Annotated in this window: 26 protein-coding genes; 15 read left to right on the plus strand and 11 right to left on the minus strand. The window is 70.8% G+C overall.

Features of this window, described 5'->3' with window-relative positions; all coding sequences use genetic code 11:
* On the plus strand, window positions 1-827 hold an 827-nt coding region (locus tag DEI98_RS18960; RefSeq protein ID WP_309147106.1), incomplete at its 5' end, for a glycoside hydrolase family 16 protein.
* Between the two features lie 99 nt (window positions 828-926).
* On the opposite strand, the gene DEI98_RS16990 is transcribed toward DEI98_RS18960, so the two are convergent.
* Window positions 927-1733 carry an isocitrate lyase/phosphoenolpyruvate mutase family protein gene (locus DEI98_RS16990; protein WP_111101413.1) on the minus strand — a complete coding sequence of 269 codons (807 nt, stop codon included), beginning with the start codon at window positions 1731-1733 and terminating at the stop codon, window positions 927-929.
* Between the two features lie 114 nt (window positions 1734-1847).
* On the minus strand, window positions 1848-2210 hold the full coding sequence (locus DEI98_RS16995) for a hypothetical protein (protein ID WP_111022117.1): 363 nt from the start codon (window positions 2208-2210) through the stop codon (window positions 1848-1850).
* A gap of 194 nt (window positions 2211-2404) precedes the next feature.
* Here DEI98_RS16995 and DEI98_RS17000 point away from each other — a divergent pair, with 194 nt between their 5' ends.
* Window positions 2405-3946: an MFS transporter gene (locus DEI98_RS17000; RefSeq protein WP_309147107.1), complete on the plus strand. Its 1542-nt coding sequence runs from the start codon at window positions 2405-2407 to the stop codon at window positions 3944-3946.
* Window positions 3939-4919: an alpha/beta hydrolase gene (locus tag DEI98_RS17005; RefSeq protein ID WP_111101415.1), complete on the plus strand. Its 981-nt coding sequence runs from the start codon at window positions 3939-3941 to the stop codon at window positions 4917-4919. Before DEI98_RS17000 ends, DEI98_RS17005 begins: the two co-directional genes overlap by 8 nt.
* 59 nt (window positions 4920-4978) lie before the next feature.
* Here DEI98_RS17005 and DEI98_RS17010 read toward each other — a convergent pair whose 3' ends face one another.
* Together DEI98_RS17010 and DEI98_RS17015 are read right to left on the minus strand one after the other, a co-directional pair.
* On the minus strand, window positions 4979-5470 hold the full coding sequence (locus DEI98_RS17010) for a hypothetical protein (protein WP_146237756.1): 492 nt from the start codon (window positions 5468-5470) through the stop codon (window positions 4979-4981).
* 306 nt (window positions 5471-5776) lie between these two features.
* The gene (locus tag DEI98_RS17015) at window positions 5777-6295 is read right to left on the minus strand and encodes a hypothetical protein (RefSeq protein WP_111101416.1); all 519 of its coding nucleotides are present in this window, start codon (window positions 6293-6295) and stop codon (window positions 5777-5779) included.
* 170 nt (window positions 6296-6465) lie between these two features.
* On the opposite strand from DEI98_RS17015, the gene DEI98_RS17020 reads away from it, so the two are divergent.
* From DEI98_RS17020 to DEI98_RS17030, 3 genes are all read left to right on the plus strand, one after another.
* Complete coding sequence (locus tag DEI98_RS17020) at window positions 6466-7071, plus strand: TetR/AcrR family transcriptional regulator (protein ID WP_110865268.1); 606 nt, start codon at window positions 6466-6468, stop codon at window positions 7069-7071.
* A gap of 38 nt (window positions 7072-7109) precedes the next feature.
* On the plus strand, window positions 7110-8675 hold the full coding sequence (locus DEI98_RS17025; protein WP_110865269.1) for an FAD-dependent monooxygenase: 1566 nt from the start codon (window positions 7110-7112) through the stop codon (window positions 8673-8675).
* A 108-nt stretch (window positions 8676-8783) separates the two neighbouring features.
* On the plus strand, window positions 8784-9035 hold the full coding sequence (locus DEI98_RS17030) for a hypothetical protein (protein ID WP_146237757.1): 252 nt from the start codon (window positions 8784-8786) through the stop codon (window positions 9033-9035).
* A gap of 134 nt (window positions 9036-9169) precedes the next feature.
* Here DEI98_RS17030 and DEI98_RS17035 read toward each other — a convergent pair whose 3' ends face one another.
* The gene (locus DEI98_RS17035; protein ID WP_111101417.1) at window positions 9170-9763 is read right to left on the minus strand and encodes a TetR/AcrR family transcriptional regulator; all 594 of its coding nucleotides are present in this window, start codon (window positions 9761-9763) and stop codon (window positions 9170-9172) included.
* A 119-nt stretch (window positions 9764-9882) separates the two neighbouring features.
* Between DEI98_RS17035 and DEI98_RS17040 the strand changes: the two genes are divergently transcribed.
* Window positions 9883-10740, plus strand: a complete 858-nt coding sequence (locus DEI98_RS17040; RefSeq protein WP_111101418.1) for an enoyl-CoA hydratase/isomerase family protein — start codon at window positions 9883-9885, stop codon at window positions 10738-10740.
* Between the two features lie 213 nt (window positions 10741-10953).
* Here the strand turns inward: DEI98_RS17040 and DEI98_RS17045 are convergent, their stop codons facing one another.
* Complete coding sequence (locus DEI98_RS17045; protein WP_181438080.1) at window positions 10954-11913, minus strand: SGNH/GDSL hydrolase family protein; 960 nt, start codon at window positions 11911-11913, stop codon at window positions 10954-10956.
* A 318-nt stretch (window positions 11914-12231) separates the two neighbouring features.
* Here DEI98_RS17045 and DEI98_RS17050 point away from each other — a divergent pair, with 318 nt between their 5' ends.
* From DEI98_RS17050 to DEI98_RS17060, 3 genes are read left to right on the plus strand one after another with little or no spacing between them, the layout of a single operon-like run.
* Window positions 12232-12804: a helix-turn-helix domain-containing protein gene (locus DEI98_RS17050; protein WP_111101419.1), complete on the plus strand. Its 573-nt coding sequence runs from the start codon at window positions 12232-12234 to the stop codon at window positions 12802-12804.
* Window positions 12789-14039, plus strand: a complete 1251-nt coding sequence (locus DEI98_RS17055) for an MFS transporter (RefSeq protein WP_111101420.1) — start codon at window positions 12789-12791, stop codon at window positions 14037-14039. The genes DEI98_RS17050 and DEI98_RS17055 overlap by 16 nt, the downstream gene beginning before the upstream one ends.
* 40 nt (window positions 14040-14079) lie before the next feature.
* Window positions 14080-14478, plus strand: coding sequence for a hypothetical protein (locus DEI98_RS17060; RefSeq protein WP_111101421.1), 399 nt, complete (start codon window positions 14080-14082; stop codon window positions 14476-14478).
* Window positions 14479-14538: 60 nt separating this feature from the next.
* Here DEI98_RS17060 and DEI98_RS17065 read toward each other — a convergent pair whose 3' ends face one another.
* From DEI98_RS17065 to DEI98_RS17080, 4 genes are all read right to left on the minus strand, one after another.
* Window positions 14539-14994: a hypothetical protein gene (locus tag DEI98_RS17065; protein ID WP_146243552.1), complete on the minus strand. Its 456-nt coding sequence runs from the start codon at window positions 14992-14994 to the stop codon at window positions 14539-14541.
* A 98-nt stretch (window positions 14995-15092) separates the two neighbouring features.
* Window positions 15093-15626, minus strand: a complete 534-nt coding sequence (locus DEI98_RS17070) for a hypothetical protein (RefSeq protein WP_111101423.1) — start codon at window positions 15624-15626, stop codon at window positions 15093-15095.
* Window positions 15627-15664: 38 nt separating this feature from the next.
* On the minus strand, window positions 15665-18163 hold the full coding sequence (locus DEI98_RS17075) for a bifunctional lysylphosphatidylglycerol flippase/synthetase MprF (RefSeq protein WP_146243553.1): 2499 nt from the start codon (window positions 18161-18163) through the stop codon (window positions 15665-15667).
* 5 nt (window positions 18164-18168) lie between these two features.
* Window positions 18169-19500 (minus strand): esterase family protein, encoded by a 1332-nt coding sequence (locus DEI98_RS17080; RefSeq protein WP_111101425.1) that lies wholly within the window; start codon window positions 19498-19500, stop codon window positions 18169-18171.
* Between the two features lie 183 nt (window positions 19501-19683).
* Between DEI98_RS17080 and DEI98_RS17085 the strand changes: the two genes are divergently transcribed.
* Entirely contained in the window at window positions 19684-20376 is a 693-nt protein-coding gene (locus DEI98_RS17085; RefSeq protein WP_258370926.1) for a CoA pyrophosphatase, read from the plus strand.
* Here the strand turns inward: DEI98_RS17085 and DEI98_RS17090 are convergent.
* Complete coding sequence (locus tag DEI98_RS17090) at window positions 20288-21517, minus strand: ROK family protein (RefSeq protein ID WP_111101426.1); 1230 nt, start codon at window positions 21515-21517, stop codon at window positions 20288-20290. The genes DEI98_RS17085 and DEI98_RS17090 overlap by 89 nt on opposite strands.
* Window positions 21518-21649: 132 nt before the next feature.
* Here DEI98_RS17090 and DEI98_RS17095 point away from each other — a divergent pair, with 132 nt between their 5' ends.
* From DEI98_RS17095 to DEI98_RS17110, 4 genes are all read left to right on the plus strand, one after another.
* A complete protein-coding gene (locus DEI98_RS17095) occupies window positions 21650-22948 on the plus strand; it encodes an ABC transporter substrate-binding protein (RefSeq protein WP_111055491.1) in 1299 nt (432 codons plus the stop codon).
* A gap of 12 nt (window positions 22949-22960) precedes the next feature.
* On the plus strand, window positions 22961-23917 hold the full coding sequence (locus tag DEI98_RS17100; protein ID WP_110865283.1) for a carbohydrate ABC transporter permease: 957 nt from the start codon (window positions 22961-22963) through the stop codon (window positions 23915-23917).
* Window positions 23917-24831 (plus strand): carbohydrate ABC transporter permease, encoded by a 915-nt coding sequence (locus tag DEI98_RS17105; protein ID WP_111101427.1) that lies wholly within the window; start codon window positions 23917-23919, stop codon window positions 24829-24831. Before DEI98_RS17100 ends, DEI98_RS17105 begins: the two co-directional genes overlap by 1 nt.
* 77 nt (window positions 24832-24908) lie before the next feature.
* Entirely contained in the window at window positions 24909-26567 is a 1659-nt protein-coding gene (locus tag DEI98_RS17110) for a glycoside hydrolase family 13 protein (protein WP_111101444.1), read from the plus strand.
* The last annotated feature ends 73 nt before the right edge of the window (window positions 26568-26640 follow it).

Here is a 26640-nt window from a genome sequence, read left to right on the forward strand (position 1 = left end):
CCCCGACGCCGGCCCCGGACGAGACGGAGACCCCGGCCCCCACCGACGAGTGGACCCCGGATGCGGAGCCCGAGCAGGACTCCGCCCCGATCGAGGACTCGGCCCCTGTCGCCGAGCCCGCGCCCGACGCAGAGGCCGAGCCCGAGTCCGAGGCAGCGCCGGAAGCAGCACCCGAGGCGGAGGCCTCCCCCGCGGACCTGTCCGCGATCGCACCGGACGCCTCGTTCGTCGAGGACTTCACCACGAACGCCGTCACCGGCCTCGTCCAGTCGCTGTACCCGCAGTCGTGGCAGCCCTACCCCGACGGCACCTCGGGCATCTACGCGCCGAGCAAGACCGTGTCGGTGCACGACGGCGTGATGGACGTCGCCCTCGGCACCGGCGCCGGAGCGGCCGGCACCTTCGGCTCCTCCGACGGCGCCTGGGACCACGTCGGCGGCTCGTTCTCGGTCCGCGCGAAGGCGACCGGCGGCGACGGCAACGGCGCGGCCTTCATGCTGTGGCCGACGTCGAACGTGTGGGCCGACGGCGAGATCGACTTCCCCGAGGGCAACTTCGAGGACAGCCCCTCGGTGTTCCACCACTCGATGACCCCGGGCAAGGAAGCCGAGCGCGTCCAGCTCGGCACCGGCGTCTCGTGGCGCGACTGGCACACCTACAAGGTCGACTGGGTCCCCGGTGAGTCCGTCACGTACAGCGTCGACGGCAAGGTCCTCGGCACCGTCACGCACGACGTGCCGACGACCCCGCACCGCTTCATGTTCCAGGTCGGCAACTGGGGCGAGCAGGGCAACCTGCTCATCGACTGGGTCTCGACGACCGAGTAGCGTCCGCAGCTCCACCCGAGACGGACGGGAGGCCCGGTGCCAGCTGGCACCGGGCCTCCCGTCCGTCTGCGTGGTCGCGTTCAGGGCGTCGCGCGCCTTTCAGAAGAGCGCGTTGAGGTCCGCGTAGTCCACCCCGGCCGCCAGCGAGTCGTAGGTGCCGGTGGTCCGCAGCTCGGCCGTGGCCTGCCGGACGACGGCGTACGCGGCCTGCGCGACGGCGGAACCGAGACTGATGCGGGCCACCCCGAGCCGGGCGAGTTCCGCCACGGTCGGCGACCCCGGACCGGCCATCACGTTCACCGGGCCGTCGATCGACTCCACCAGCGCACGGATGGTCTCGACGTCTCGGACTCCGGGGACGAACACGCCGTCCGCGCCGGCTCCGCGGTAGCGACGAGCACGCTCGAGCGTCTCGGCCAGGAGTCGTTCGGGATCGACGAGACCGGCGAGGTGGACGTCGGTCCGAGCATTGACGAACAGGGGCACCCCGGCTCGTTCCGCTGCGCGCCGGGCTGCCCCGATCCGGTCGGCGAGCGCCTCCGGATGCAACCTGCCGTCCTCGATGTTGATCCCGACCGCGCCCGCTTCGAGCACCGCGTCCACCGTGCGCGCCACGCCGTCCGCGTCGTCGGCGTAGCCGGACTCGATGTCGACGGTGACCGGCACCGACACCGAGGCAGCGATCCGCGCGACCGCGTCCATCGCCTCCGCGCGGGTCAGGGTGTTCCCGTCCGGTCGCCCGAGGGACCAGGCGACGCCCGCACTGGTCGTGGCGATCGCGGTCGCGCCGGCGTCCTCGACGAGTCGGGCGCTCACGGCGTCCCAGACGTTGACGAGGACGAGTGGCCGGGATGGGTGGTCGTGGAGGCCGTGGAAGGTCGCGGCTCTGGTCGAAGTGGCGTTCACCCTTCGATCCCATCGGTCCGAGCGCGGACGAGCTGGCGGGTTCCGGACGACGCGGTGGGGCCGCTCAGCCCTCGGGGCGAGGAGACCTGCCCCGCAGGCGCATCGTGCTGCTGCTCAGAGCTTCTCGTCGACGAGCGCGATGAAGCGGCTGCCGATGCCCTCGACCTCGCGCCGCGTCAGGCCGGCGGTGGGCTCGGGCGCCTGGTACGGGGCGTGGTAGTCGCACATCAGGTAGTCCCACTCGGGCCACCACTTCTTCGGGCGCGCCTCTTCGTCGAAGCCGCAGACCACGCACTCCAGGCGCGTCCAGACCTTCTTCGTGCCGGTGCGGTTGGCGCGGGACTGCACGAGCCAGGCGGGCGGGTCCTGCTCGATCGCGTCGAGCTCCGCTTCGCTCAGGCGCGACGGGATGCCGTGGCGGGTCGCCATCTCGAGGGGGATGTCGAGCCGGACGGCGGCTTCGCGGCGGGAGAGCATCCGTCCAGGGTAGGTCCTGCCACTTCCCACCTCGAACTGGACGGCAGCAACCGGGACGTCCGCCGCGGACTTTCCTCGAGTGGGCAGTCCGTGTATGGTCTCGATCACTGAGGTAAAAGGCGCCGCGATCCGCGACGCACCAGCACGCGGCATCGAACGAGTCGCCACTTCTTCCCTCGAAGGAGTGCGCCATCGTGTCCCCCAGTCCCGCTCGCACCACCGGGCGCGTGCCCGGCGGTGGTTCGTCTCCTCGTCTGCGCGACGCCTGGATCGCCCTCGCCGGGCTGTCCGCGGTGTTCCTGTTCGAGATGCTCGACAACTCCGTGCTCAACGTCGCCCTGCCGACGATCGGCCGCGATCTGGGCTCGTCGACGACGGGCCTGCAGTGGGTCTCAGGTGCCTACTCGGTCGCCTTCGGAGGGCTGATGCTGCTCTTCGGCGCCGTCGCCGACCGCACCGGACGCCGCCGAGTCATGCTCGCCGGGCTCGTCCTGCTGGCCCTCGCGAGCCTCGCCACGGCGGTGGTCACGTCGACCGAGCAACTGATCGCCGTGCGCGTCGCGATGGGCGTCGCCGCGGCGATGACGACACCCGGGTCGATGGCGCTGGCGTTCCGCCTCTTCGACGACGAAGGCCTCCGGGTGCGGGCGCTCACCGTCATCTCGACGGCCGGGCTCGTGGGGCTGGCCATCGGTCCGACCGTCGGCGGGTTCGTGCTCGCCGTCGCCCCGTGGCAGGTGCTGCTGCTGGCCGACGTGCCCATCGCGGTCCTCGCACTCGTCGGCATCCGGTTGGGTGTCGCCTGTGACGAGGCGGCGGGGCTCCGTCGCGATCCGGTCGACGTGGTCGGAGCGCTGCTCGGCACCGGGACCACGGCTGGAGCGCTCGTGGCGCCGACGATCCTGGTCGAGTCCGGAGTCCACAGCTGGTGGGGGTGGGCCGTCCTCGCCCTCGCCGCCACCTGCGCCGTGGGGTTCGTCGCCCGCGAGCGGACCGCGCGGCACCCGCTGATCGACCTGCACCTGCTCGCCCGACCACTCGTCTCGAGCGGCCTCGCGTTCAAGGCCGCGTCGGGTCTGGCCGTCGCGGGACTGTCGTACCTCGTGACCCTGCAGCTGCAGTTCGCCTGGGGCTGGCCGCCGGCGCTGGCCGCCGTCGGGACGTTGCCGCAGGTGGTGGTGCTGCTCGTCGGCGGCCGCTTCGTCGGGCCGTTCGTGCAGCGGGTCGGCCTGGGCCGCGCCGCCTGGATGAGCGCCGTCTCGGTCGTCTCCGGTCTCGCGGTCTTCGGCGCCCTGAGCCGGTACGGGTACCCGTGGGTGCTCGTCGCGCTCGTGCTCGTCGCCGCCGGCATGCGGGTCGTCGGCGTCGTCGCCGGCGCGTCCGTCCTCACGGGACTGCCCGCGGACCGCACCTCGGTCGGAGCGGCGCTCGTCGACACCTCGAGCGAGCTCGCGGGTGGTGCCGCCGTCGCCGCGGCGGGGACCATCGTCGCCGCCTTCGTCGCCGGGAGCATCACCACGACCGCCTGGACCACCGCCCGGCTCGAGGGCTTCCGGGACGCCCTCACCGTCGCCGGCCTCGGCCTCGCCGTGGTCGCAGCACTGCTCGTCGTGGTCGGCATGCTCCGAGCCCGGCCCGCCGTCGAACCAGAGGACGCGGCCTCGTCCCAACCTGCCGACCACACCCCTGCACACACCGACCCGACCACCATCACCGAGGAGACCTCCCGTGTCTGACACCATCGCCCTCCCCCGCCCGCCGTTCGATCCCGAGTTCGTGCCCTTCCTCACCGCCATGGACGCGCGAGGCCGCTTCCACCTCACGGCGCAGATGCTGCCGCAGATGCGACAACTGGACATGACCGAGGCGCAGCTCGACGAAGGACTGCGTGCTCGCGGCCTCGAGCGGAGCAGCATCACGATCCCGGGGCACCGCGGTGACCCGATCGACCTCGCCGTGATCCAACGCACCGGCCGCACCGGCACGGCTGCCCTGGCCTACGCGATCCACGGCGGCGGCATGATGTTCGGCCACCACCTCGGCAACCTCGACTCCTACGACGAGTGGCTGCTGGTGCACGACGTCGTCCTGGTCAGCCCCGACTACCGCCTGGCGCCGGAACACCCGGACCCGTACCCGGTCGAGGACTGCTACGCCGGTCTCGTCTGGGCATCTGAGCACGCCGACGAACTCGGCATCGACTGGGAGCGCATCGTCCTCGTCGGGCAGAGCGCCGGTGCCGGTCTCGCCGCCGGCACCGCCCTCCTCGCCCGCGACCGACAGGGGCCCTCCGTCATCGGCCAGGTGCTCGTGAGTCCCATGCTCGACGACCGCGACGCGACGCTGTCGGCTCGGCAGTTCGACGGTGTCGGGGTCGCCGACCGGCAGATGACACGGTTCGGCTGGGACGCCTACCTCGGCGACCGGCGGGGTGGCGAGGACGTGTCGATCTACGCTGCACCCGGCCGCGCGACGGACCTCACCGGGCTCCCGCCTGCGTACATCGACTGCGGCAGCACCGAGGTGTTCCGCGACGAGACCGTCGCCTACGCCAGCTCGCTGTGGGCGGCAGGAGTCCAGTCGGAACTCCACGTGTGGCCGGGAGCGTTCCACGGATCGACGAGCATGATGCCCGACGCGACGCTGTCGCAGCGGGCGGTGCAGGCTCTGTGCGAGTTCACCGGGCGCCTCCTCAGCCCGGCCGTCTGACGGCAGTCCCGGCACGGGCGAATCGTGGCGCTCGTGCCCGGACCGAGTCGCAGCACCAGCTAGATCCGGTCCAGGGACACCACCGTGACGACGATCGGCCACGCCTCACCGTCGAGCTGCACGTACCGCAGCCCGCGCGGCAGAGCTTCGCCCTCATCGGACGCGACGACGACTCCCTGCAGCCCGATGAGGTGCCCAGAACCCCGGCTGTAGTGGACACGATCACCGACGACGGGCATGACGATGGTGTCCGCCGCCAGCTCCTCTGCAGCGAGTTCGACGACGAGAGGCCGGGGCTCCGTGAGCACGTCGGCGAGCTGTGCCTCGAACCCGCCGCGTTCGTCGAGCTCCGCGTCGCGCACCTCGGGATCCGCGATCCTCGCGACTGGCAGGACCTGCGGGCCGATCGTGCGCGCGACTCCGCATCCGATCGCGACACCCAGGCCGGCGAGGGACAGCCCCGTGCTCGCCAACTCGAACCGCAACGGGACTGGCGCAGCAACGACCTGACGGAGTCCGCCGTTCGAGCCGCCGGCGGTGTGCGCTCGCACGGCAGTCGCCTTCACCGCGCCGTGGAGTCGTGGCGCGACCGGAGCTGCTCTTGTCCGCCGGAGATCACCGCCGAACTGCTCGCCGAGATGCTTCGTGAACGCGAGGGCGCCAGGCCGTCGCTCGTCGCAGTTGTCCATCGGGTCGCCTTCGGGTTGGCTTCTCGCAGCCTCGGGTCAGGCTGTTCCCGGACCGTACTGCCGGACAACCGGCGCACACGACAGTTCCTCACCGATCTTGCGGTAACCAGCAACGCCGATTCGGAGTTCGCGCCGGCACAGCCCCCGTTTGCTCCGACCTCGGCCTCCTCAGCGGGCGGGCGCCGCTTCGTTGCGGCGGGCTCTTCGCCGCAGGGCCTGACGGAACCCCGTGAGCACGGCGCCGCACGCGACCGTGACGAGGATGCCGATGGCTGTTCCGCCGGCCGATCCGCTTCCGTAGTTCGACCATGGCAGCCCGAGAGCCCACTGGAGCGCGGGGCCCAACACGAGGAGCACCCCGGCCGGAATGACGATGATCAGCAACGCGCGGCGGCCGCTCCAGGCAGGATGGCGCAGGATGACAGCGGCGGCCAGGGCGACGACCGCGAGAGCACCGTAGATCCACGATGCGCCGGACATCCGCCACCCGTCGTGCGCGAACCAGTCGTGGACTTCACGGACGGTGCGCGCCCACGCGTGCTGACCTCGGCCGTGTGTCGACGAGATGACGGGCAGCGGCCATCCGATGACGGCGAGAACTCCGGCGACCGCGCTTGCGACTCCGAGCACGACCACCCCGAACCGCGACCCGGCGCTGGGTGCAACGTCGAAGTCGGAGATGCCCACGCGCAGGAGGCTATCGAGCGAGCGCAACGGTCGTTCCACTCGGGCACGCCGCTCTCCCCCGGGTCGATGAGTGTCTCGTGAACGACCGTCTGTGATCCGTTGATCCCGAGGTCAGTAGTTGCCCATTGAGTAAACTTGCCCAATGGGCAAACTTGTTCTAGTTTGGTGTCATGACAGACGAGATCTCGTTCCGTGAGCAGAAGAAGGCAGCGATCCGTGACGCGTTGAGTGTGACGACAGTGTTGCTCGCCCGGGAGCGGGGGCTCGACAACATCCGTGTCGAGGACATCGTCGGTCGGGTCGGAGTGTCGAGGCGGACGTTCGGGAACTACTTCTCGAGCAAGGAAGACGCGATCGCGGACCGCCACGTGCAACGCGTGCGCACGGCGGCCGACGATCTGCTCCAGCGGCCGCGCGAGGAGCCGTTGTGGACTGCCATCACGGAGGCGCTGCTCGCGCCGTACGAGGCAGAAGAGACGACGACCCCGTCCCGGGAGGAGCAGAGCGGGCTGCTCGCAGTGCTGTCGACGCCAGGCATGCAGTCAGCCGTCGATCGAGGTGCCCGCGCAGCGAACGCAGTGTTCGCGGCCGCCGTCGCGGCGCGCTCAGACGCAGCACCGGAGGATCCCATTCCTGGTCTGGTGTCCGCCGCTGCGCTGTCGACCTTGTTGACAACGCTGGAGTCCTGGGCGGCGCGCGCGGAGCCACAACCCCTCCAGCCGATCCTCCGAGCTGCGTTCCAACTCCTCGGCGACGGTTTCGACCACCTCCGCTGACCACTGATCCCACACTCTTCGACAGAAGGAAGACCATCATGTACGACGTCGTCATCGTCGGAGGCGGACCCGTGGGCATCTTCGTCGCCTGCGAGCTGAAGCTCGCGGGTGCGAACCCCCTCGTCCTCGAACGCCTCCCCGAGATCAACCAATGGGACAAGGCGCACGGCTTGACCGGGCAGGTCGTCCGACTACTGGACCACCGCGGCTTGTTCGAGCGGTGTGCTGGGCGGGCCGTCCCGGAGCCGGCTCCGGGCTTCTTCTTCGGAGCGCTGCCGTTGCCGCTCCACACGCTCGGCGACCGCAACCCGATGTACCTGCTCCACATCAACCAGCGCGACCTCGAGCGCGTACTCAACGACCGCGCAGCGGAACTCGGCGTTGCGATCCGTCGCGGCGTCGAGATGCGCTCCTTCACCCAACACGACGACTCCGTCACCGTCGACCTCGTCGACGTCGCGACCGGAGCTGAGAGCACCGCGTCGGCGCAGTACCTCGTGGGGAGTGACGGCGCGCGAAGCACTGTTCGGAAGCTCTCCGGTATCGGCTTCCCCGGCAACACCGACCACCACATCGTGGACCGCACAGCCCTGATCGCACCAACTGAGCAGCTGACGCCCGCCGGCCCCGGGAAAGTGCACGTTGCGGGTCTGGGAGAGATCCCGGAGAGCTTCCACCGCACTGAAACCGGCGTCGTCACCATCGCCCTCCGTGACCCGGAGCACCCGCTGGTCTACACCGCGGAATGGGAGGACCAGCCTGACCGCAGCTTCCCCGGTGAGGGAGCAGCCATGACATTGACCGAGATGGAAGACAGCCTTGAGCGCGTCCTCGGCGTCCGCCTCGACCTCAACGCGCCGGCCGACGGTGAGCCGACGTTGCTGCGCCGTCTGACCGGTCGGAACACACGCGTCGCTGACCGCTACCGCGACCGGCGGATCTTCCTCCTCGGCGACGCCGCACACGTGCACTCTGCCGCAGGCGGACCCGGCCTGAACCTCGCGCTTCAGGACGCGGCGAACCTCGCCTGGAAACTCGCCGCCAGCCTCCGCGGCTGGGCCCCCGCGGGCTTGCTCGACACCTACGAGACAGAGCGGCGCCCGCTCGGACAACGCGTCTTCATGCAGACCCAAGCGCAGACCGCCCTCATGGCGCCCGGCTCGGATGTCACCGCCCTCCGCGACCTCTTCGCCGAGATGCTCGCCGACACGACCACCGTGCAGCGCATCGCAGATCTCCTCGCCGGCTCGGACGTCCGCTACGACACGAGCCCCGCGAACTCCGCGAACCCCGACGGCCCCACCGGATGGTTTGCACCGTCATCACAGGTCGAACTCGCCGACGGGACCATCCGCAGAATCCCGGAACTGCTCCGCACCGCCCACCCCATCCTGGTCGACGCGACCGGCACGTACCGCGACACCATCGCCCCATGGAACGACCGCGTCGACTACGTGCCGCTGGCCACAACGCACCAACAGACCTCGATGCTGATTCGGCCCGACGGATTCGTCGCCTGGTCCCACACCGACCCCGCCTCCCTCACAGAGGCACTCGCCGCCTGGTTCGGAACACCCGAACACGGCTCTACCGGAGCGGTGTAACGCGTGAACCTCGACGTGATCGGAGCCGCGATCATCTCGATCAGCGGCGCGCTCTTCGCGACCGCTTCGATCTGGTGTCTGATCGGCCTTCTCCTCAGAACACGAGCAATGCCTGAGCTCCCAGCAGCTTCCAGAGCCCACCTGTTCACGTCGGCATTGACGGTCTTCGCCGGGCTCGGGGTCCACATCATCGGCTTCTTCCCCGAAGCCTTCGTGCTCATCTACGGAGGCGCGACGTCGATGCTCGTCGCCGCCTTCTTCGCGCGTGCGACGGAACGGCCCGCTCCCGGCCGGGTCGCGGGACCGGCCCTGCTCACGGCGGGCGGGATCGTCGTGCTCACCATCGGGCTGCTCATCTGACCACTGAACAGTCACAAGCGCGCGAGAGTACGTGAAGAAGAACACGTCTCCGGAGAAGCAGTCTCCGAAGACCATTCGCACCCGGGACGGGAGAACGCTGTTCCCCGCACGTTGCCTTGGACGCTCGAGGCTCGTCAGCGAACCGTTCCCTGGGCAAGGGCCGCGAAAGCGTCCTCGACCAGCTCACCGAGGCGCTCAGCTCCGCCGCTCTCGACCCATCCGTCGTACGCGACGATGACGCAACCCAAGGCGGCCATCACGAGTGTCTGCACCGCGATGCGTCGCAACTGGCTGCTGGCTTCACGCTCGACGAGCACCGCAGCGAGTCCTTCTCGCCAGGTTGCCTGCTTCTCGTGGAGCCGAGCCCACAACGCGGGCGTCGACCAAACCAAGTCGAGTCGCGCGAAGCCCGCGTCGGAATCGTCCTCGATGAGCGCCACGGCGGGCCTGACCGCGTGACGAAGCGCAGTCCAGGTGTCCTCCGACTCCGGACGCTCCCCGAGGGCCTGTGCCATCTGCTCACCGAGGGGATCGAAGACATGCAGGACGACGTCCTCCTTGCTGCCGAAGTAGCGCAAGAAGGTGCTTCGAGAAACTCCTGCTCGTCCGGCCAGGTCCTCGAACGTGACGGCCTCGAAGCCTGACTCCAGGAAGCAACGGAGTCCGATGCTCCCCAGCTCGTCCCGCACCGCCGCTCGTCCGATCGCTCGCGTGCTCATCGGGTTCATGCATCGATCCTACGAGGATGTGCACTCACTTGCAGGAATGATGCGGAGTCCTTATCGTGATACTCAATGTCACAAACGACGCTCGGCGTCACCGCCGCGTCCCCAGAGGGAGAAGCCCCATGACCTACAACCTGCCCGCCCTGCGCATCACCGTCGCCGACGGCGTTGCGAACGTCACGATCGACAACCCACCGCTGAACCTCTCCGACGGCACCCTGCTGCCGTCGATCCGCCGGTTCGTCGCCCAGGTCCGTGAAGACGAAGACGTGCGAGTCATCGTCTTCGACAGCGCCGACCCGGACATCTTCATCGCACACGGCGACACACGGTTCATCACGGAACCCGAGGTCATGTCGACAGCCGTCGCCGCGACGATGGAGGCGAACCCGGACGCAGAGTTCCCCGCAGACCTCAACCTCATGCAGGTCGTCCACGAAGAGGTCCGCTCGCTTCCGCAGGTCACGATCGGCAAGCTGACCGGCCTCGCCCGAGGTGGTGGCAACGAGTTCTTGATGGCCCTCGACATGCGCTTCGCCGCCATCGGCGGTGCCGGCCAGGCGCAGCCGGAGGTGCTGATGGACATCATGGCCGGCGGTGGAGGCACCCAGTACCTGACCGCACTCGTGGGCCGGGCGCGTGCACTCGAGATCCTCCTCGGTGCGCAGCTCGTCGATGCCGAACTCGCAGAGCGGTACGGTCTCGTGAACCGAGCACTCCCGGCCGACGAGATCCACTCCTTCGTCGACGCGTTGGCCCGCCGGATCGGCGGGTTGCAGCCCGCAGTCGTGTCCGCCGTCAAGAAGGCGGTGAACGCTGCCCCGAGCCCGATCACCCGTGCAGGCTTGGTTGCAGAGAACGCGCTCCTCGGCCCGTTGTTCACTCCGGCCGCGGCCGACCGCGCGCACGTCCTGCTCGCCGCGGGCATGCAGACCCGCGACGGCGAACTCCGACTCGAATCAGTGATCAGCGGGCTCTGATCCGACAACCCCGACGGGAACCCGCCGGAATGTCCCAGAGCGGCCGACGCAGCACACGCCGGCCGCTCACTGCATCTCGGGTGAGACCCGCGGTGCGACGACAGACGCCCGGTGGTCCACACGAGACGGACGGGAGGCCCGGTGTCAGCTGGCACCGGGCCTCCCGTCCGCCTGCTGGTCGCGTCGACGACGCGACCAGCAGGCGCTGGTGCGTCAGCGCGATCCGACGATCGCGGCCTTGGTCTGGTCACGCAGGTACGCGATGCCGGCAGCGTTCGGGTGGAGTGCGCCGAAGAGGATGCTGTACTTCGTTCCGGCCAGCGGCGTGCTGTTCGCGGCGGTGCCGCGGTCGGTCAGGGTGAGTCCCGCCATCCATGCGGAACCCGACGCGGCACAGGGGGTGTGCGCGGCAGAGCCCTGGAGCGTCGAGACGTAGGTGAACCCACGAGCCTTCGCCGCAGCCTTGACCGCTGCGTCGAGCGCGTTCTGGGTGCGGTGGAAGTAGGCGGTGTCGGTGGCGGTGAAGGGGAACGCGTTCTGCGGGAACGGCGGTTCGAGACCGGAGTCACCGAGGAGACTCGAGAAGCATCCCTTCGGGGCCTGCGCCGCACCCGGCGCGAGCATCGGGTAGCCGACGACGAACACCTTCGCCTGCGGAGCACGCTGCGCGATCACGCGGAACGTCGCAGCGAGCCGAGGTGCCACGACCGTGCGGATGCGCGATGCGAGACGATCCCGCGTGACGCCGTGCACGACCGGTGCGTAGTAGTCCTTGCAGTGGTCGTAGGTCTTCCCGTGGATCTCCGAGAACACCGGGCCGGCCTTGTCCAGTGCGACGCAGTTCGCGATGACGCCGGAGAACCCCAGGTCGTTCCCGCCGATCGACACCGTGACGACGTCCGTGTCCTTGGAGAGCGCGTCGGCCTGGACGGGCGCGGTGGCACTTCCGGCTCCGGTCTTCTGCGCGACCCGGGAGATGTTGCCGGTGGTGGCACCGGCGCAGGCACGGTCGTCGAGCTGGAGTCCCAGTGATGCTGCGACCTGGTGCGGGTAGTCGGTGGTGGACTGGAAGCAGCCGGCCGCCGGACCCGAGCCGTAGGGGGCGACGCCGAAGCCGCCCGCGTACGAGTCACCGAGGGCCACGTAGCTGTCACCGCGGGACAGCGAGGACACTGCGGCCACGGACTGGGCGGGCGCCGCGCCGTCGGCGTTGGCCGCGGAGACGGGCCCGGCTGCCCGACAGCGAGCGCTGCCGCCGTCAGGACGCCACTGGTGATCAGCAGCGCGTTGGTCCGGCGGAGGCGAGGAGCGTGACGCATGGAGCAGGTTCCTTCCAGAGGGCCTATTCGACAGACGATCGTCTGACAAGTAGACGGTAGGTCGGTGGGACGCCCCGCGCCATGAGAGGGCCACAAGGTACGGAGGTCGTACGACGACGCTGAGCACCCGGGCAGAACTCCACAAGATCTGTTGTGCATGTAGGGTCGCACCATGACCCAAGGACGGATCGACGACCCCGCCCAGATGCGCGCCCTCGCTCACCCGACGCGCCTGCGCATCCTCGGCCTGTTGCGGGCGAACGGCCCGCAGACCGCCGCGACGATCGGCGAGGTGATCGACGAGGCGCCGGGCACGATCAGCTACCACTGCACCCGACTCGCCGCCGCGGGCTTCATCGAACCCGCTCCCGACGCGGGCACGGACCGCCGTGAGCGCTGGTGGCGAGCCGCACGCGACGCCTCCGTGTGGGAGCTCGCCGACGCGCTCGACGATCCGGAGCGGTTGCTCGCCACGAACGCCCTCGACCACGCGGTCGCCCGCGTGTACGCCGCGAACTACGAGGCGTTCGTCGACCTCGCGCCGACGCTCGGACGCGAGTGGGTGTCCGCGTCCTCGAGCTCGGACCGCGTGCTCCGCCTGACGGCAGCCGAGCTCCAGGACATGGGCGAGGAACTCCGCGGGGTCGTGGACCGCTGGGCCGGTGTCGCTGCCGAGCACCACGCCAGGGACGGCTCCGAGCAGGTCTTCGTGCTGAACCAGGCATACCGATGGCCCCGCGGCTGAGCCCCCGCGCGCAACTGCGCGCACTGCTCGCGGTGCAGGTGGTGTCGCGCATCGGGAACGTTGTCACCACCATCACCGTGCCGTTCGCCGTCCTCGCGCGTGGCGGCTCCGCCACCGACGTGGGCATCGCCGCGTTCATGGCGACGGTGCCGATCGTGCTGGGCGGTCCGTTCGGCGGCGCCCTCGTGGAGCGGGTCGGGTTCGTCCGCTCGAGTGTCGCGTCCGACGTCATCAGCGGGCTCACCCTGCTCGCGATGCCGGTGCTCGCCTGGACCGTCGGTCTGCCGTTCTGGGCGCTCCTCGCGCTCGTGTTCGTCAGCGGGCTGTTCGACACCCCGGGTGAGTCCGCCCGACGGGTGCTCCTGCCGGGGCTCGCGACCGCGGCAGGCGTGCCGCTCGAACGCGCCGTCGGCCACTTCGAGGCGTCGTCACGGCTGTCGGTGCTGATCGGTGCGCCCCTCGGTGGGACCCTGGTCGCCGTCCTCGGTCCGATGCCGGGCCTGGCCTGCGTGGCGATCACCTTCGGGGCAGCCGCGCTGCTCACGGCGCTCACGGTCCGCGGCGCGGTGGCGCCGGTCGAGTCAGGCGAGCCCGTGGAGTCGCAGGGGTACTGGCGCGACATCGCCGACGGGTTCCGGTTCTGCGTCCGCGATCCCCTGTTCCGGCTCGTCGTCGCGCTGGTGCTCGTGACGAACCTGCTCGACGCCGCACGCTCGACCACGCTCCTCCCGCTCTACGCCGACCAGCAGCTCGGCGGCGCGCAGGCGCTCGGGCTCGTCACCGGCGTCTTCGGGGGTGCGGCGTTCCTCGGCTCCGTCGCCTTCGGGTACGTGGCACACCGCGTGCCGCGACGGTTGGTCTTCGCCCTGTGCTTCGTGCTCGCCGGCGGGCCGTCCCTGGTCGTTCCGGCGCTCGGGCTCGGCCTGCCGTGGATGCTCGCGTCCGCCGCGCTCTCCGGGCTCGCGGCCGGTTCGATCAACCCGATCCTCGGAGCCGTCGAGCTCGAGCGGATCCCGGATCACATGCGGGCGCGGGTGTTCGGCCTGCTCGGTGCCGGCGCGTGGGCGGGCATCCCCGTCGGCGGCCTGCTCGCCGGGGTCGCTGCCGACGGAGTGGGGGTCGAGGCCACCTTCGCCGTCGTCGCGGTCGTGTACACGGTCGTGACGCTCACGCCGCTGCTCGGCGGATCGTGGCGGCTCATGGAACGCCGCTCGGTCACGGTGTCGGCGGCTTGACGTCCGGTGGTCCGCCCGAGCCGCCGCCTACGCTGCGGAGGTGACCAGGCACCGGACGAAAACCCGACGAGCGATCGTCGCGACCGTTCTGATCGTCGGTGCCGCGGCCGTCCTGTTTGTCGGTGTGCGCGCCGCACTGCTGGTCATGGGCGCGACGGAAGGCGACGTGCCGACGTCGTCGTCGATCCCCCTGCCGGCCGGGAGCAGGGTGATCGACGAGGAGGAGCAGTGCGCGTCCGGCGGGTGCTGGTCGCTCGTGTCCGTGCAGCCGCCGTCGGGGGTGAGCCCGTCCGAACTGTCGACGACGTTGGGCACTGAACCGTTCGCGAGGCTGCCCGGGACGCTGTGGGATCCCCGCGTCGTCAATCTGACGTCGGAGGTCCAGGGCGAACTTCTCGTGGTCCGAGCGGACTACTGGTCGCGCGAAGCCCCGCCCTGACCCGCGGGTGGGGTTGTCACCGGACGCCCGCGCCGTCGCCGTCGCCGTCGCCGACCATGGTCAGTGACTGTCGGTCATCCCGCTGCTGACGTACGAGGAGTTGACCGTGTCGTCGGTGAGCGTGCAGTTGTAGACGGCGTACGGGTCGGTGTGCCCGTCGTCGAAGGTGAAGGGGTATATGAGCTGGTAGGTCCCGTCGCTGCCCGGGTACCCCGACGGGTCGTTCGTGAACGTCAGGGTGACCCCGGCATCCGCGGCCCCCTTGCTGCACTCGTCGTAGATGTGCTGCGCGAGCGCCGACGTCCCGGGGTCTTGCGACGGGGACGACGACGGGGTCGACGGAGTCACGGCGTCCGTCGCGGTGGCCGACGGGGACGGGGCCGGGGTCTCGTCCCCGGTCGTCGCCGAGGTGGCGGACGGTGAAGGAGTCGCGGTGCTCGCAGCACAACCGCTGAGAACGGCGACCATGACGAAGGCGGCCAAAGCTGTGACGCTGACGCGGGTTCGGGTGTTCATCGGTGGTCTCTCCTTCTGTCGGAGCAGGGGTCGCTCACTGAGAGATGTCGTGGAACGACGGATCCTGACACCGACAGCGGCCTCCACCACGAACAGGTTCAGCCCCCGCTGCGCTCCCGACGGCGAACCCGCAGCGTGCCGATCCCCTGCACGATGCAGACGACGCCGCTCGCGACGACGATGACCCCGGTCACGATCCGACCGACGGAGAACCCGCCGAACAGCAGCGGCGCGACCGCGACACTGATGAAGATCGCCCCCATCACGATGACGACGACCGGGTTCTGGGCGACGAAGAACCGGCGACCGCCGTTCGCCTCGGCGATCGCCCGGTCCCGGGCACGCGGGACGGCGTCCGGCGACCGACCAGCGCGGCGATCTGCACGCCGTCGCCGGCTGCGCAGGACCAACCACACCGCCGCGCCGATGACCACGGCCGCTCCGATCGCGATCCACTCGACGAGCTGGAAGAACCCGAAGACCATCACCAGGACGAAGCCGACCGCGATGCCCACGAACATGTCCGAGGTCATCCGGTCGGTCCGGCCGTCGGCACTCGTGACGTAACCGGGGCGGCGTTCGTACGGATCGTGCTCGTCCACGGCCGGTCCGTCGGCCCGTTCGGTTCCCATGCTCCGAACGTACCGACGGCGCTGGGGAACCGTCCGGGTCAGCCGACCCGTTCCCCCGGCTGCTCAGCCCGGACCCCGTGCGCCGGACGCCGCTCCCGCACGATCGCCACCGCCTGGCGCAGCGACAGCCCCGGCAGGTAGGTACGGACGATCGCGACGCCGATCGTGGGCAGCGCCACCGGGTCCGGGTACGCCATCACCAGGGGGTGCAGGTCGGGCCCGAACTTCGCCTTGAAGCGCAGCAGGGAGCGGAACCCGTAGACGGGCTCGAGCGCGCCGCCGACGACGTCGAGGAACGATTCGACGCCGCTCCGGCCGGCACCCTGCGGCTCGGCCGACGACGCGAGCGGGGCCGCGGACAGGCTGAGCCGCTCGGCACCGTCAGCGCGCATCCGGTTGACCGCACTCGCGACCAGGAACTCCATCACACCGTTCGGGGCGTCCGGCGCGCGGCGCATCACGTCGAGCGTCCAACCGACCACCTGCCCGGCGCGGTAGGCGGGCAGCCAGCTGGTGACGGCGAGCACGGTGCCATCCGACCCCAGGGCGACGAGCGTCCGGACGGCGGGGTCGCGCATCTCGTCGATCCCGCCCAGGGTGAACCCCATCTCGGGCAGTTCGCGCTCGGCGACCCACTCCTCCGAGATCGCCTCGATCTGGCGCGTGACCGAGCCGGGCAGCGAGGCCCAGTCCGACCAGAGTGCGGTGGTGCCGGATCGTGCGGCCTTGTTGACGGCCGTGCGGACGTCCTGCTTGCGCTTGCCCGTCGTCGTCCAGGTGCGCGGGTCGAGGTCGGCGTCCTCGGCCACGGGAAGGGTCGTCCAACCGAGTCGGGCGAGTGCAGCGCCGAGGGTGGCGTCGATGCCGTAGAAGACGGGCGTCCAGCCGTGGTCGTCCGCGGCCCGTGCGAAGCCCTCGAGTGCCGCCAGCCGCGCGTCCTCGTGTCCGAAGGGGCCACCGGTCGTCACGGCGACGCTGCCGGTGCGGTGGTAGGCGACACCGGCACGGCCGTCCTCGGTGAACCAGTACTCGTTGCCGGGCCAGGTGGTCATCCACCCGAAGGTGTCACCACCGTCGGCGACCAGGAGCGCCCGAGCGGCCACCCGTGCGGCATCCTGCCCGTCGAGGTCGCTGTCCGAGCGCCCGGCGCCGGTCGGCCGGACCGCGGCGATGGCCACGGCGAGCCACAGGAGCGGGCCGGAGACACCCACGACGAACCGCAGCGCCGGGTCGGCCTGCGCCAGGTGCGTCGGCAGGGTCACGGGGGCGATCGGGCCGAGCACGGCGAGCGCCAGGTGGAGGGGCTCGCGCACGCTGTCGCCCGAAGCCACGGCGACACCGACGACGACGACCGCGAGCACCACGGCCGAACCGGCGACCGTCTGGACGAAGGTCCGCAGACGCCGCCGGTCGGTCCGGACCGGGAAGTCCGCGCGGCGCAGGACGAGCACCACGGCGGTCGCGATCGGCACCAGCACCGACGCGGCGATCGAGAGCGAGACCGCGAGGTGGTCCGACGCCAGGCGCTGCACGACGGCGTGGTGGCGTTCGGGAAGCACCCCGTACGAGACGGCGGTCGCGACGCCGGACACCAGGTCGACGGTCGCGACGAGCCACAGTGCGAACCGGCTCCCACGCCGCAGACCCACGGCGCCGACCGCCAGGACCACGAGCGGCATCACGGCCAGCAGCGAGTGGAACAGGCCGTGCGGGTGCACCTCGGCGAGCGCCCGGACGCAGCTGGCGGTCACCCCGGTCACCGAGCAGTGCGGCATCCGGCCGGTCGGCCCGGTGTCGAGCACCACGGCGAGCGGGGCGAGCAGCCCGAACTGGGCACCGGTGACGAGCGCGAGGACCGGCCCGACGGCCGACACGGTCACCGCGGCCACGAGCAGCACCCGGGTCTCGCGTGATGAACTCCGGGTCCAGCCGCTCCGCACCGGCGACCGTCGTAGCACGCGGCCGAGCACCAGGCCGACGACCAGGGCGAGTGCCGCGTGCAGGTCGGACGCGTGTCCGGCGTAGAGCAGCAGTGCCGCGACGACGGCGATCGACACCACCCGGATCCGGCGTCGCCACAGCGCGCCGGCGAACGCGCTCGCGGTGACGATGGTCCCGACGATCCAGGTCCAGGGGCCGACGTGTCCCAGGTGCACGAGGAAGCCGCGGTTCGCCGGGGCGCCGTCGAACAGCTGCAGCAGGGCGCCGAGCCCGGTCCCCACCACGGTCGTGACGACCATCGCGAGCAGGGTGCGCCGCCAGCCGAGCAGCCGTTCGGACGCCGCGGTGCAGACAACGACGGCGACGAAGGTGACGAGGAACCCGACGACGCTGCTCGTCACCGCGACCACGCCGAGCGGACCCATCGTCCCGCCGAGTGTGTCGAGCGTCCGACCGTCCTTCGTGCCGAGGCACCTGAGCACCACGGCGGCGATGCCGGCGACGATCGTCAGGGCCGAGACGACGCTCGTCAGCGGGTACCGACGGGCTGCCGGAACGAGCCGTCTCGGATGCGCCCACGCGAGGGCCGCGACCACCGCGCTCACCGCAGGCCCAGGTGCGCGATGACGCCGGGCATCCCGACGCGCAGGGCGTAGCGGACGGTGTTCCAGTCATGGGCGGAGCCCTCGGACACGAACAGCCGGGTCTGCATGCCGGCGGCGTTCGCGGCGGCGCGGAGTGCCGTGGTCGAGGCGACGTAGGGGGCGTCGTCGCTGCCGTAGGCGAACACCGTCAGGTGCCCGGGGTAGGGACCGTGCGCACGCATGATCGCCCGCGGTGCCGCTGCGGCGTACCGCGAGGCCGAGCCGCCGAACCCGTACCGGATGCTGTGCTGGACGGAGCCGTTCAGGGGTGCGAGCTCGCTCGAGATTGCGAAGGTCGTGCCGAACACGCCGGGGTGTGCGGTGGAGAACTGCATGGCACACGTGGCTCCCTGCGAGAACCCGACGATGCCCCAGGCCGAGGGCGCTGCCCCGACGCGCAGGTGCTGCCGGATCCAGTTCGTGGTGTCGGTCATGATGTACGTCGCGGAGCGGCCGAGGGACGAGTCGACGCACATCGGGTTCCGGTCCGGTGCCCCGAGTTGATCCGGCGCGACGACGATCGGGGCGAGTCCGTGGTGGGCCTCGGCGAACGCGTCCATCACTGCGCCGAGCCGACCAGCCTGGAACATGTCGCTCGGCTGCCCGGGTTGCCCGGCCAGGCTGATGAGGACCGGCAGGGTCGGTGGTCGCTCGGTCAGGGCGGCCGGCGGCAGGTACACCACCGCCGGCCGTGCCTGGAAGTGGGAGGCGGTCGACGGGATGGTGACCGAGAGCACCTTCCCGCGTCGCGGCATGTCGGCGGGCGCCCGCCAGGTGGCCGGGTCGACCACCGGACTGGAGGCGCGCCCCACGCCCGTCTCGTGTCCCAGCGGACCCGACGGGTACGGATCGGTCGTCACGGCCTGCTCGATCGTGCGGTACGCCCCGAAGTCGACGTTGACGCCGAGGACGGCGGCCAGGGCCACCGCCACCGCCGCGAGCACGCCGAGCACGCGGCGGAGCCAGCCGCCCTGGACGACCGTCACGACGAGGAGCCCGACACCGCCGAAGGCAAGGGCCACCCACATCCGGGTGATCGGGGTGAACGACACCCCGTACAGGTCCTGCACGTCCCCGAACCACCACACCGCGACCAGCCCGATCGCGGCGCCGACGGCCACGGCGCCGAGCCGCCAGAGCAGGCCCCGGACCGGATGCCGGGAGTGACGACCGAACGCCGGCAGGAGCGCGGCGACGGTGAGGAGCCCGGCGGCGACGTCCACCGGGACGAGCACGGACGGTGTGACGACGGCGACGTGGAACAGGGGTCGGAGCAGATCGTGGAACATGGGGCCTCCCGGCGGACGGTGCAATCGTGGCGGCGGCCCGCTGCGAACGGGGCACCGAGGCGCTTCCGGTTCGCACAGTTCCCACCTGTGCGGCTCCCAGATGGCACTCGAACAACGCCCAGTGAGGCGTTCGGTGCGACGCTGCCGCGGGACCGCCCGGTGGCGCGCACCTAGGGTGAACGGGTGACGCACGACGGATCGGTACGGGCTGCTCTCGCGGCGGTCGCAGCGGACGGCTGGGGTGACGGTGGGCCGCTCGTCGAACCCGGCAGCACGGCCTCACCACGTCGGGCCGCGGTCCTGATGCTCTTCGGCGCGCTCGACCACACGCCGAGCGACCGACCGGCGGCAGCGCCCGGCGTCCCGCGGGACCTCGACGTCCTGCTCCTCGCCCGGGCCACGACCCTGCGCGCGCACGCCGGCGAGGTCGCGTTCCCCGGTGGACGCATCGACCCCGGTGACGCGGACGCCGTCGCCGCCGCACTGCGCGAGGCACAGGAGGAGACGGGGCTCGACCCCGCCGGCGTCGAGGTGCTCGGCGCCCTGCCAGCCGTGCCCCTGGCGTTCTCGAACCACCTGGTCCGACCCGTCATCGGCTGGTGGCGCGATCCCTCACCGATCCGCGTCGTCGACGAGCACGAGTCGGCGGCGGTGTTCCGGGTCCCCGTGGCCGACCTGCTCGACCCGGCGAACCGTGGCGTGACCGTGATCCGCCGCAGTGGTCAGGAGTGGCGCGGACCGGCGTTCACGATCGAGGCCGACGGGGACGAGCACCTGGTGTGGGGCTTCACCGCGATGCTGCTGGATGCACTGTTCGACCGACTCGGCTGGACGGAACCGTGGGACCGGAACCACGAGGTGCCGCTGCCCGACTGAGCAGCGGGAACGACAGCGGGTCGGCCCGCACCGCGTCGACCGCGTGGGCCACGGCCCCGATGACGACGACGTCGGCCCCGAGCGACGACGCGACGAGTTCGGGCACCGGATCGAAGTGCCCCTTGGCGAGCAGGTCGCGCGCGCGGTCGATGACGGCGACCGCGGGCTGGGCGATCGCGCCGGCGACCACCACGCGGTCGATGTCGAGCAGGCTCGCGAGCAGGATGCAGACCCTGGCCAGGCGGTCCCCCAGACGGTCGACGATCGTGCGTGCGACCGGATCACCGCTCCGTGCGGCCGCGAACACCAGTGCGGCGTCCGCGGCGAGCGCGGCGTCCGCGGGGATGTGCCCGGCGGCGACGGCGTCGGCCACGAAGGTGCGGGCGACGGCGCCGATGCCGTCGGACGAGCCGACACCCTCGACGAGTTCGAGCACCCGCATCTCCCCGGCGCCACCGTGGGCACCGCGCAGCAGGACCCCGTCGACGACGAGGCCCGCGCCGAAGCGTTCGCCGGACAGCAGCGCCGCGAACGAGGCGTCGCCCGAGGACGGCCGCTCGGCGAGCGCGGCGAGGTTCGCGTCGTTCTCGACGAGCACCCGCCCGTCCGGCACGGCGTCGGCGAACCCCGGGTTCATCCGGACCCAGAAGCCGCCGTCGTCGGGCGAGGCACCGGCGGCGTCGACCGGCGCCGGGATGCCCACGACCGTGACCAGGACCCGGGTGCGGTCGACGTCGGCCGAGGCGAGGGCGGCGGCCACGGTGTCGGCGAGGACCCCGAGTCGAACGGGCACGTCGAGGCCTGATTCTCCGAGCGACCCCTCGGCACGACCGAGCACCGTGCCGCGCAGGTCGGCGACGAAGGCGGTGACCCGGTGCTGGCCGGCGTCCACACCGACGACGACCCCGGCGACCGTGTCGAGCTCGTAGCGGCGGGCGGGGCGTCCCATCCGGTACTCCCCCGCGGCCCGGGCGTCGTCGAGCTCGCGGAGCCAGCCGAGCCGCACGAGCTCCTCGGCGGCGCCCAGCACGGTCGACCGGGTCAGCCCGGTGGCGTCGATCGCCTCGGTCGCGGTGAACGCCGACGAGTCGAAGGCGTACGCGAGCAGCGTCTCTGCGCTCGTTCCACGGGGTGGCGGCATGTCGTGACCCTATCGCGCGACGAGTTCCTTGCGGAATTAGATTTTCTCGCTACATTTAGTTCCGCGAGCAGCATCGGAGCCGCTCGCGGGACGGAACGGCAGGGACGCCGGGTCCGGACGGACGGAGACGACGTGCAAGCACACGCCACCGCCAGGAGCGCAGCATCGGTCAGCCGACGCGGGTTCCTGCTGGGAGCGGGCGGCATCGGGGCGGGCCTCGCGCTCGCCGGATGCGCCCCGATCGGGTCCTCGAGCGCCAAGCCGGAGACCATCACGTTCTACGTGTCGAAGCCCGAGGTCATCGGCTACTTCGACGACGTCATCGCGCAGTTCCACCAGAGCCAGTCGAAGGTCCGGGTCGTGCGCGACTCGACCTCGAGCATGTCCGCGAACTTCGTGCGGAACCGGCCGCCGGACCTCGGCTGCTGGAACTACAACTTCTCGGTCGTGCCGTTCGTCGAGCACGGCGCGCTGACCGACCTGTCCGACCTGCCGCAGGCCGACACCATCAACCCTGACCTGTGGCCGCTCATGGAGCAGACCGCCGACTACCCCGGCCGGAAGAGCGCCCTGCCGTACTCGGTGACGGCGGCGTCGGTGATCTACAACAAGGCGCTCTTCGCGCAGCAGGGGCTCGAGGTCCCGACGACGTGGAGCGAGTTCGCCGACGTGTGCGAGCGCCTGACCAAGGCCGGCATCGCGCCGATCTACGGCACGTTCAAGGACAACTGGACGATCGCCCAGGGCATGTTCGACTACTCGATCGGCGGCATGATCGACACCCCGGCGACCTTCGAGGCACTCCGGCGCGAGGGCACGAACGTCGGAGAAGGGTCCGCGGTCTCGTTCGAGCGCGACCTGCGGAAGCCGATGGAGCGCATGGTGCAGCTCCGCGCCTGGCACCAGGACGGCGCCGCGAGCCGCGGGTACGGCGACGGCAACCTCGCCTTCGCCCAGGGCAAGGCGGGCATGTACCTGCAGGGGCCGTGGGCCCTCGGCGAGATCGCCAAGACCACGAAGGACATGGACCTCGGCACCTTCCCGCTCCCCGTCACCGACGACCCGGCCGACCGCAAGGTCCGCGTGAACGTCGACCTGGCGCTCTGGATCCCGGAGGCGTCGCGCAAGCAGGAGGCCGCCCGCGAGTTCCTGTCGTTCCTGATGACCAAGCAGGTCAACGACAAGTACAACGCGGACAACAACGGCTTCGGGGTCCGCAAGGACGCTCCCCCGGCGTCGAACCCCGCCCTCCGCGGCATGCAGTCGTACTACGACGACGCAGCCTTCTACCTCGGCGCCTCGCAGCTCATCCCCGCCGAGATCCCGGTCGCGAACTACGCGCAGTCGATCGCCTTCGGCGGCGACCCGCAGCGCCAGCTCCGCACCCTCGACGCCGACTGGGCGCGTCTCGCGCTCCGCACGGCCGCGTAAGGAGACGTCCGAATGGCAACCACGACCACCGAATCCATCACGACGGCGGACCGCCGCCGCCGTGGCGGAGCCGCACCGGGCCTCCAGGCCGGACGACGGGACGGACGACGCAAGCCCCGCGTCGACCCGCTCTTCCTGGCGTTCCTGCTGCCCACCCTGGTGCTCTTCACGCTCGCCATCACGCTGCCGGCGGTGATGGGCATCGTGCTGAGCTTCACGAACTCCGTCGGCTTCGGCGAGTTCCGGTTCACCGGGCTCACCAACTACATCGCGGTGTTCTCCGACCCCGCGATCCTGCAGGCGTACCTGTTCACGCTCGGGTTCTCGCTCGTCACCGTGATCGTCGTGAACGCGATCGCGTTCCTGCTGGCCATCGCGCTGACGTCGAAGATCCGCGGCAAGATCGCGCTGCGTGCGGTGTTCGTGCTGCCGATGGTGATCTCGGGCATCGTCATCGCCTACGTGTTCTCGTTCCTGTTCGCGAACAGCCTGCCGGCCTTCGCCACCGCGATCGGCTTCGGGCCGCTCGAGCAGAGCATCCTGGCGAACCCCGACCTGGCCTGGCTGGCGATCGTGGTCGTCACCGCCTGGCAGGCGATCCCGTCGACGCTCCTCATCTACATCGCCGGCGTCCTCTCGATCCCCGGCGAGGTGTACGAGGCGGCAGCCCTCGACGGTGCCAGCGCGTGGCGGCAACTCGTCTCGATCACCGCGCCGCTGACGGCGGGCTACATCCTGATCAACCTGGTCATCGGGTTCAAGAACTTCCTGAACTCGTACGACATCATCGTCGGCCTGACCGACGGCGGCCCCGGCACCTCGACCACCAGTGTCGCAATGTCGATCTTCAAGGGCTTCAACGGCGGCGACTACGCCTACCAGATGGCGAACGCCACGATCTTCTTCGTCATCGCGGTCGTCATCGCCGTGATCCAGCTGCGGGCGACCCGCGGGAAGGCAGCGCTCTGATGTCCCTGCAAGCACCCCTGCGACCGGGGACCACCGCGACCGGCAGCATCCGTTCCGTCGACGCCGACCGGTCCTCCGGCTCGGGCAAGGCCGGCCGCGGTCGTTCGAACTGGCCCGTCACCGTCGTCCTCGTGCTGTGCGCGCTGTCGGTGCTCGTGCCGCTGTACGTCACCCTGACGATGGCGTTCAAGACCACCGGCCAGGCAGTCGACGGCAACGCGTTCTCGCTGCCGGCACCGTTCAGCGTCGACGGCTTCGTGCAGGCGTGGCAGCTGACCGACTTCCCGCGGGCGTTCGGGGTCTCGGTGTTCGTCGCCGCGATCACCGTCGTCGGCACGATCCTGCTCGCCTCGTTCACGGCCTACGCGATCACCCGGAACTGGGACCGCCGGCTGTTCCGCTGGTCGTTCTTCTACCTGCTCGCGGCGATGTTCCTGCCGTTCCCGGTGCTCGCACTGTCGCAGGTGAAGCTCACCGGACTCGCGCACCTGGACAACCCGCTCGGTGTCGCGATCCTGCACGTCATGTTCCAGCTGTCCTTCAGCGTGCTGCTCTTCACGGCCTTCCTCCGGTCGATCCCGGCGGAGCTGGAGGAGAGTGCACGCATCGACGGTGCGAGCACGGGGCAGGTGTTCTGGCGACTCGTGTTCCCGCTGCTGGCACCGATGAGCGCCACCGTCGGCATCTTCGCGTTCCTCGCGTCCTGGAACGACTTCGTGATGCCGTCGCTGATCACCTCCGACCCGGCGCTGCAGACCCTGCCGGTGCTGCAGCAGATGTTCCAGACGCAGTTCAGCAACAACTACAACGTGTCGTTCGCCTCGTACCTGATGGCGATGGCCCCGGCGATCATCGTCTACCTCGTCACCCAGCGGTGGGTGATGGCCGGCGTGACGCAGGGCGCCATCAAGTGACCGACACCGACACCCGGGTCCCGACCGCCAGCGTGACCCCGACCGACACGAACACCACGACCCACGAAAGGCCCGACGTGACCGACACCCTCACCCAGCCCGCCGCCACCTCGCACGACGAGACCTGGTGGCGCCAGGCCAGCGTCTACCAGATCTACCCCCGCTCGTTCGCCGACGCGAACGGCGACGGCATCGGCGACCTGCCCGGCATCACCGAGCGGGTGCCGTACCTGGCCTCACTCGGCATCGAGGCCGTCTGGCTCAGCCCCTTCTACCCGTCCGCCCTGGCCGACGGCGGCTACGACGTCGACGACTACCGCGACGTCGACCCGCGCCTCGGCACCCTCGACGACTTCGACCGGATGGTCGAGGCACTGCACGCCGCCGGCATCCGGGTGATCGTCGACGTCGTCCCGAACCACACGAGCGACCGACACGAGTGGTTCCGCGAGGCGCTCGCAGCGCCCAAGGGCTCCCCCGCCCGCGACCGCTACGTGTTCCGCGACGGCACGGGGCCGTCCGGCGAGGAAGCCCCCGCCGACTGGATCTCGATCTTCGGCGGCCCGGCCTGGACCGCCGTCGGCGACGGCCAGTGGTACCTGCACAGCTTCGCGAAGGAGCAGCCCGACCTGAACTGGGCGAACCGCGAGGTCCGCGACGACTTCCTGCACACCCTGCGCTTCTGGTCCGACCGCGGCGTCGACGGGTTCCGCATCGACGTGGCCCACGGCCTCGCGAAGGACCTGGGCGAGACCCTGCCCACCTGGGCCGAGCTGGCCGAGATGCCGAAGGACGGTACGCACCCGCTCTGGGACCGTGACGACGTGCACGAGATCTACGCCGAGTGGCGGACGGTCTTCAACGAGTACACGCCGGCCCGCACCGCGGTCGCCGAGGCCTGGGTCCCCGCCCACCGCCGCGCCCGCTACGCCAGCGCCGAGGGGCTCGGTCAGGCGTTCAACTTCGACCTGCTCGAGGCCGACTTCGACGCCGGCCAGTTCCGCACGATCATCGAGTTCAACCTCGGCCTCGCCGAGCAGTCCGGCTCGTCGACCACGTGGGTGTTCTCGAACCACGACGTCGTCCGGCACGCCACCCGCTACGCCCTGCCGCCCCGCGCCGGCGGCACCGACAAGCAGGGCAGCGCCTGGCTGCTCGCCGGTGGCTCGCAGGACGCGCTCGACCGGTCGCTCGGCCTCCGTCGCGCACAGGCCGCGACGCTGCTCGAGCTCGCCCTGCCCGGCTCCGCCTACCTGTACCAGGGCGAGGAGCTCGGTCTGCACGAGGTCGGCGACATCCCGGACGCCGACCGCCAGGACCCGGCGTTCTTCCGCAACCCGGGCGTCGACGTCGGTCGTGACGGCTGCCGCGTGCCGATCCCGTGGACGCGCACCGGCTCGTCGTTCGGCTTCGGTCCGGACGGCTCGCACCTGCCGCAGCCGGCGTGGTTCGCCGACTCCAGCGTCGAGGCCGAGGACACCGACCCCGACTCCACGCTCAACCTGTACCGGAAGGCGCTCGGCCTGCGTGGCCAGCTGCAGTCCGAGGAACAGCTCGAGTGGATCGAGACCGGCCGCGACGACGTGCTCGCGTTCCGTCGGCCGAACGGCTGGACGAGCGTGACGGTCTTCGGCGACGAGCCCTTCGCGCTGCCGGCCGGCGAGCTGCTGCTCGCCTCGGCCCCGGTGGTCGACGGCGCCCTGTCGGGCGTGGGGACGGCCTGGTTGCGTTCCTGACGCAAGGCTCGCGCCCTGGGCGCGACCGGATGACGGACGGGAGGCGCGGTGCCAGCTGGCACCGCGCCTCCCG

The sequence above is a fragment of the Curtobacterium sp. MCLR17_034 genome, assembly GCF_003234485.1.
GTDB lineage: Bacteria > Actinomycetota > Actinomycetes > Actinomycetales > Microbacteriaceae > Curtobacterium > Curtobacterium flaccumfaciens.

What these genes read in the sequence shown, in the direction of transcription:
- DEI98_RS16995 (WP_111022117.1), bottom strand. Translation starts at nt 2,210, where the DNA reads ATGCTCTCCCGCCGCGAAGCCGCCGTCCGGCTCGACATCCCCCTCGAG.
- DEI98_RS17020 (WP_110865268.1), top strand. Translation starts at nt 6,466, where the DNA reads ATGACAGACGAGATCTCGTTCCGTGAGCAGAAGAAGGCAGCGATCCGT.
- DEI98_RS17025 (WP_110865269.1), top strand. Translation starts at nt 7,110, where the DNA reads ATGTACGACGTCGTCATCGTCGGAGGCGGACCCGTGGGCATCTTCGTC.
- DEI98_RS17030 (WP_146237757.1), top strand. Translation starts at nt 8,784, where the DNA reads ATGCCTGAGCTCCCAGCAGCTTCCAGAGCCCACCTGTTCACGTCGGCA.
- DEI98_RS17035 (WP_111101417.1), bottom strand. Translation starts at nt 9,763, where the DNA reads ATGAACCCGATGAGCACGCGAGCGATCGGACGAGCGGCGGTGCGGGAC.
- DEI98_RS17040 (WP_111101418.1), top strand. Translation starts at nt 9,883, where the DNA reads ATGACCTACAACCTGCCCGCCCTGCGCATCACCGTCGCCGACGGCGTT.
- DEI98_RS17050 (WP_111101419.1), top strand. Translation starts at nt 12,232, where the DNA reads ATGACCCAAGGACGGATCGACGACCCCGCCCAGATGCGCGCCCTCGCT.
- DEI98_RS17055 (WP_111101420.1), top strand. Translation starts at nt 12,789, where the DNA reads ATGGCCCCGCGGCTGAGCCCCCGCGCGCAACTGCGCGCACTGCTCGCG.
- DEI98_RS17065 (WP_146243552.1), bottom strand. Translation starts at nt 14,994, where the DNA reads ATGAACACCCGAACCCGCGTCAGCGTCACAGCTTTGGCCGCCTTCGTC.
- DEI98_RS17070 (WP_111101423.1), bottom strand. Translation starts at nt 15,626, where the DNA reads ATGGGAACCGAACGGGCCGACGGACCGGCCGTGGACGAGCACGATCCG.
- DEI98_RS17080 (WP_111101425.1), bottom strand. Translation starts at nt 19,500, where the DNA reads ATGTTCCACGATCTGCTCCGACCCCTGTTCCACGTCGCCGTCGTCACA.
- DEI98_RS17090 (WP_111101426.1), bottom strand. Translation starts at nt 21,517, where the DNA reads ATGCCGCCACCCCGTGGAACGAGCGCAGAGACGCTGCTCGCGTACGCC.
- DEI98_RS17100 (WP_110865283.1), top strand. Translation starts at nt 22,961, where the DNA reads ATGGCAACCACGACCACCGAATCCATCACGACGGCGGACCGCCGCCGC.
- DEI98_RS17105 (WP_111101427.1), top strand. Translation starts at nt 23,917, where the DNA reads ATGTCCCTGCAAGCACCCCTGCGACCGGGGACCACCGCGACCGGCAGC.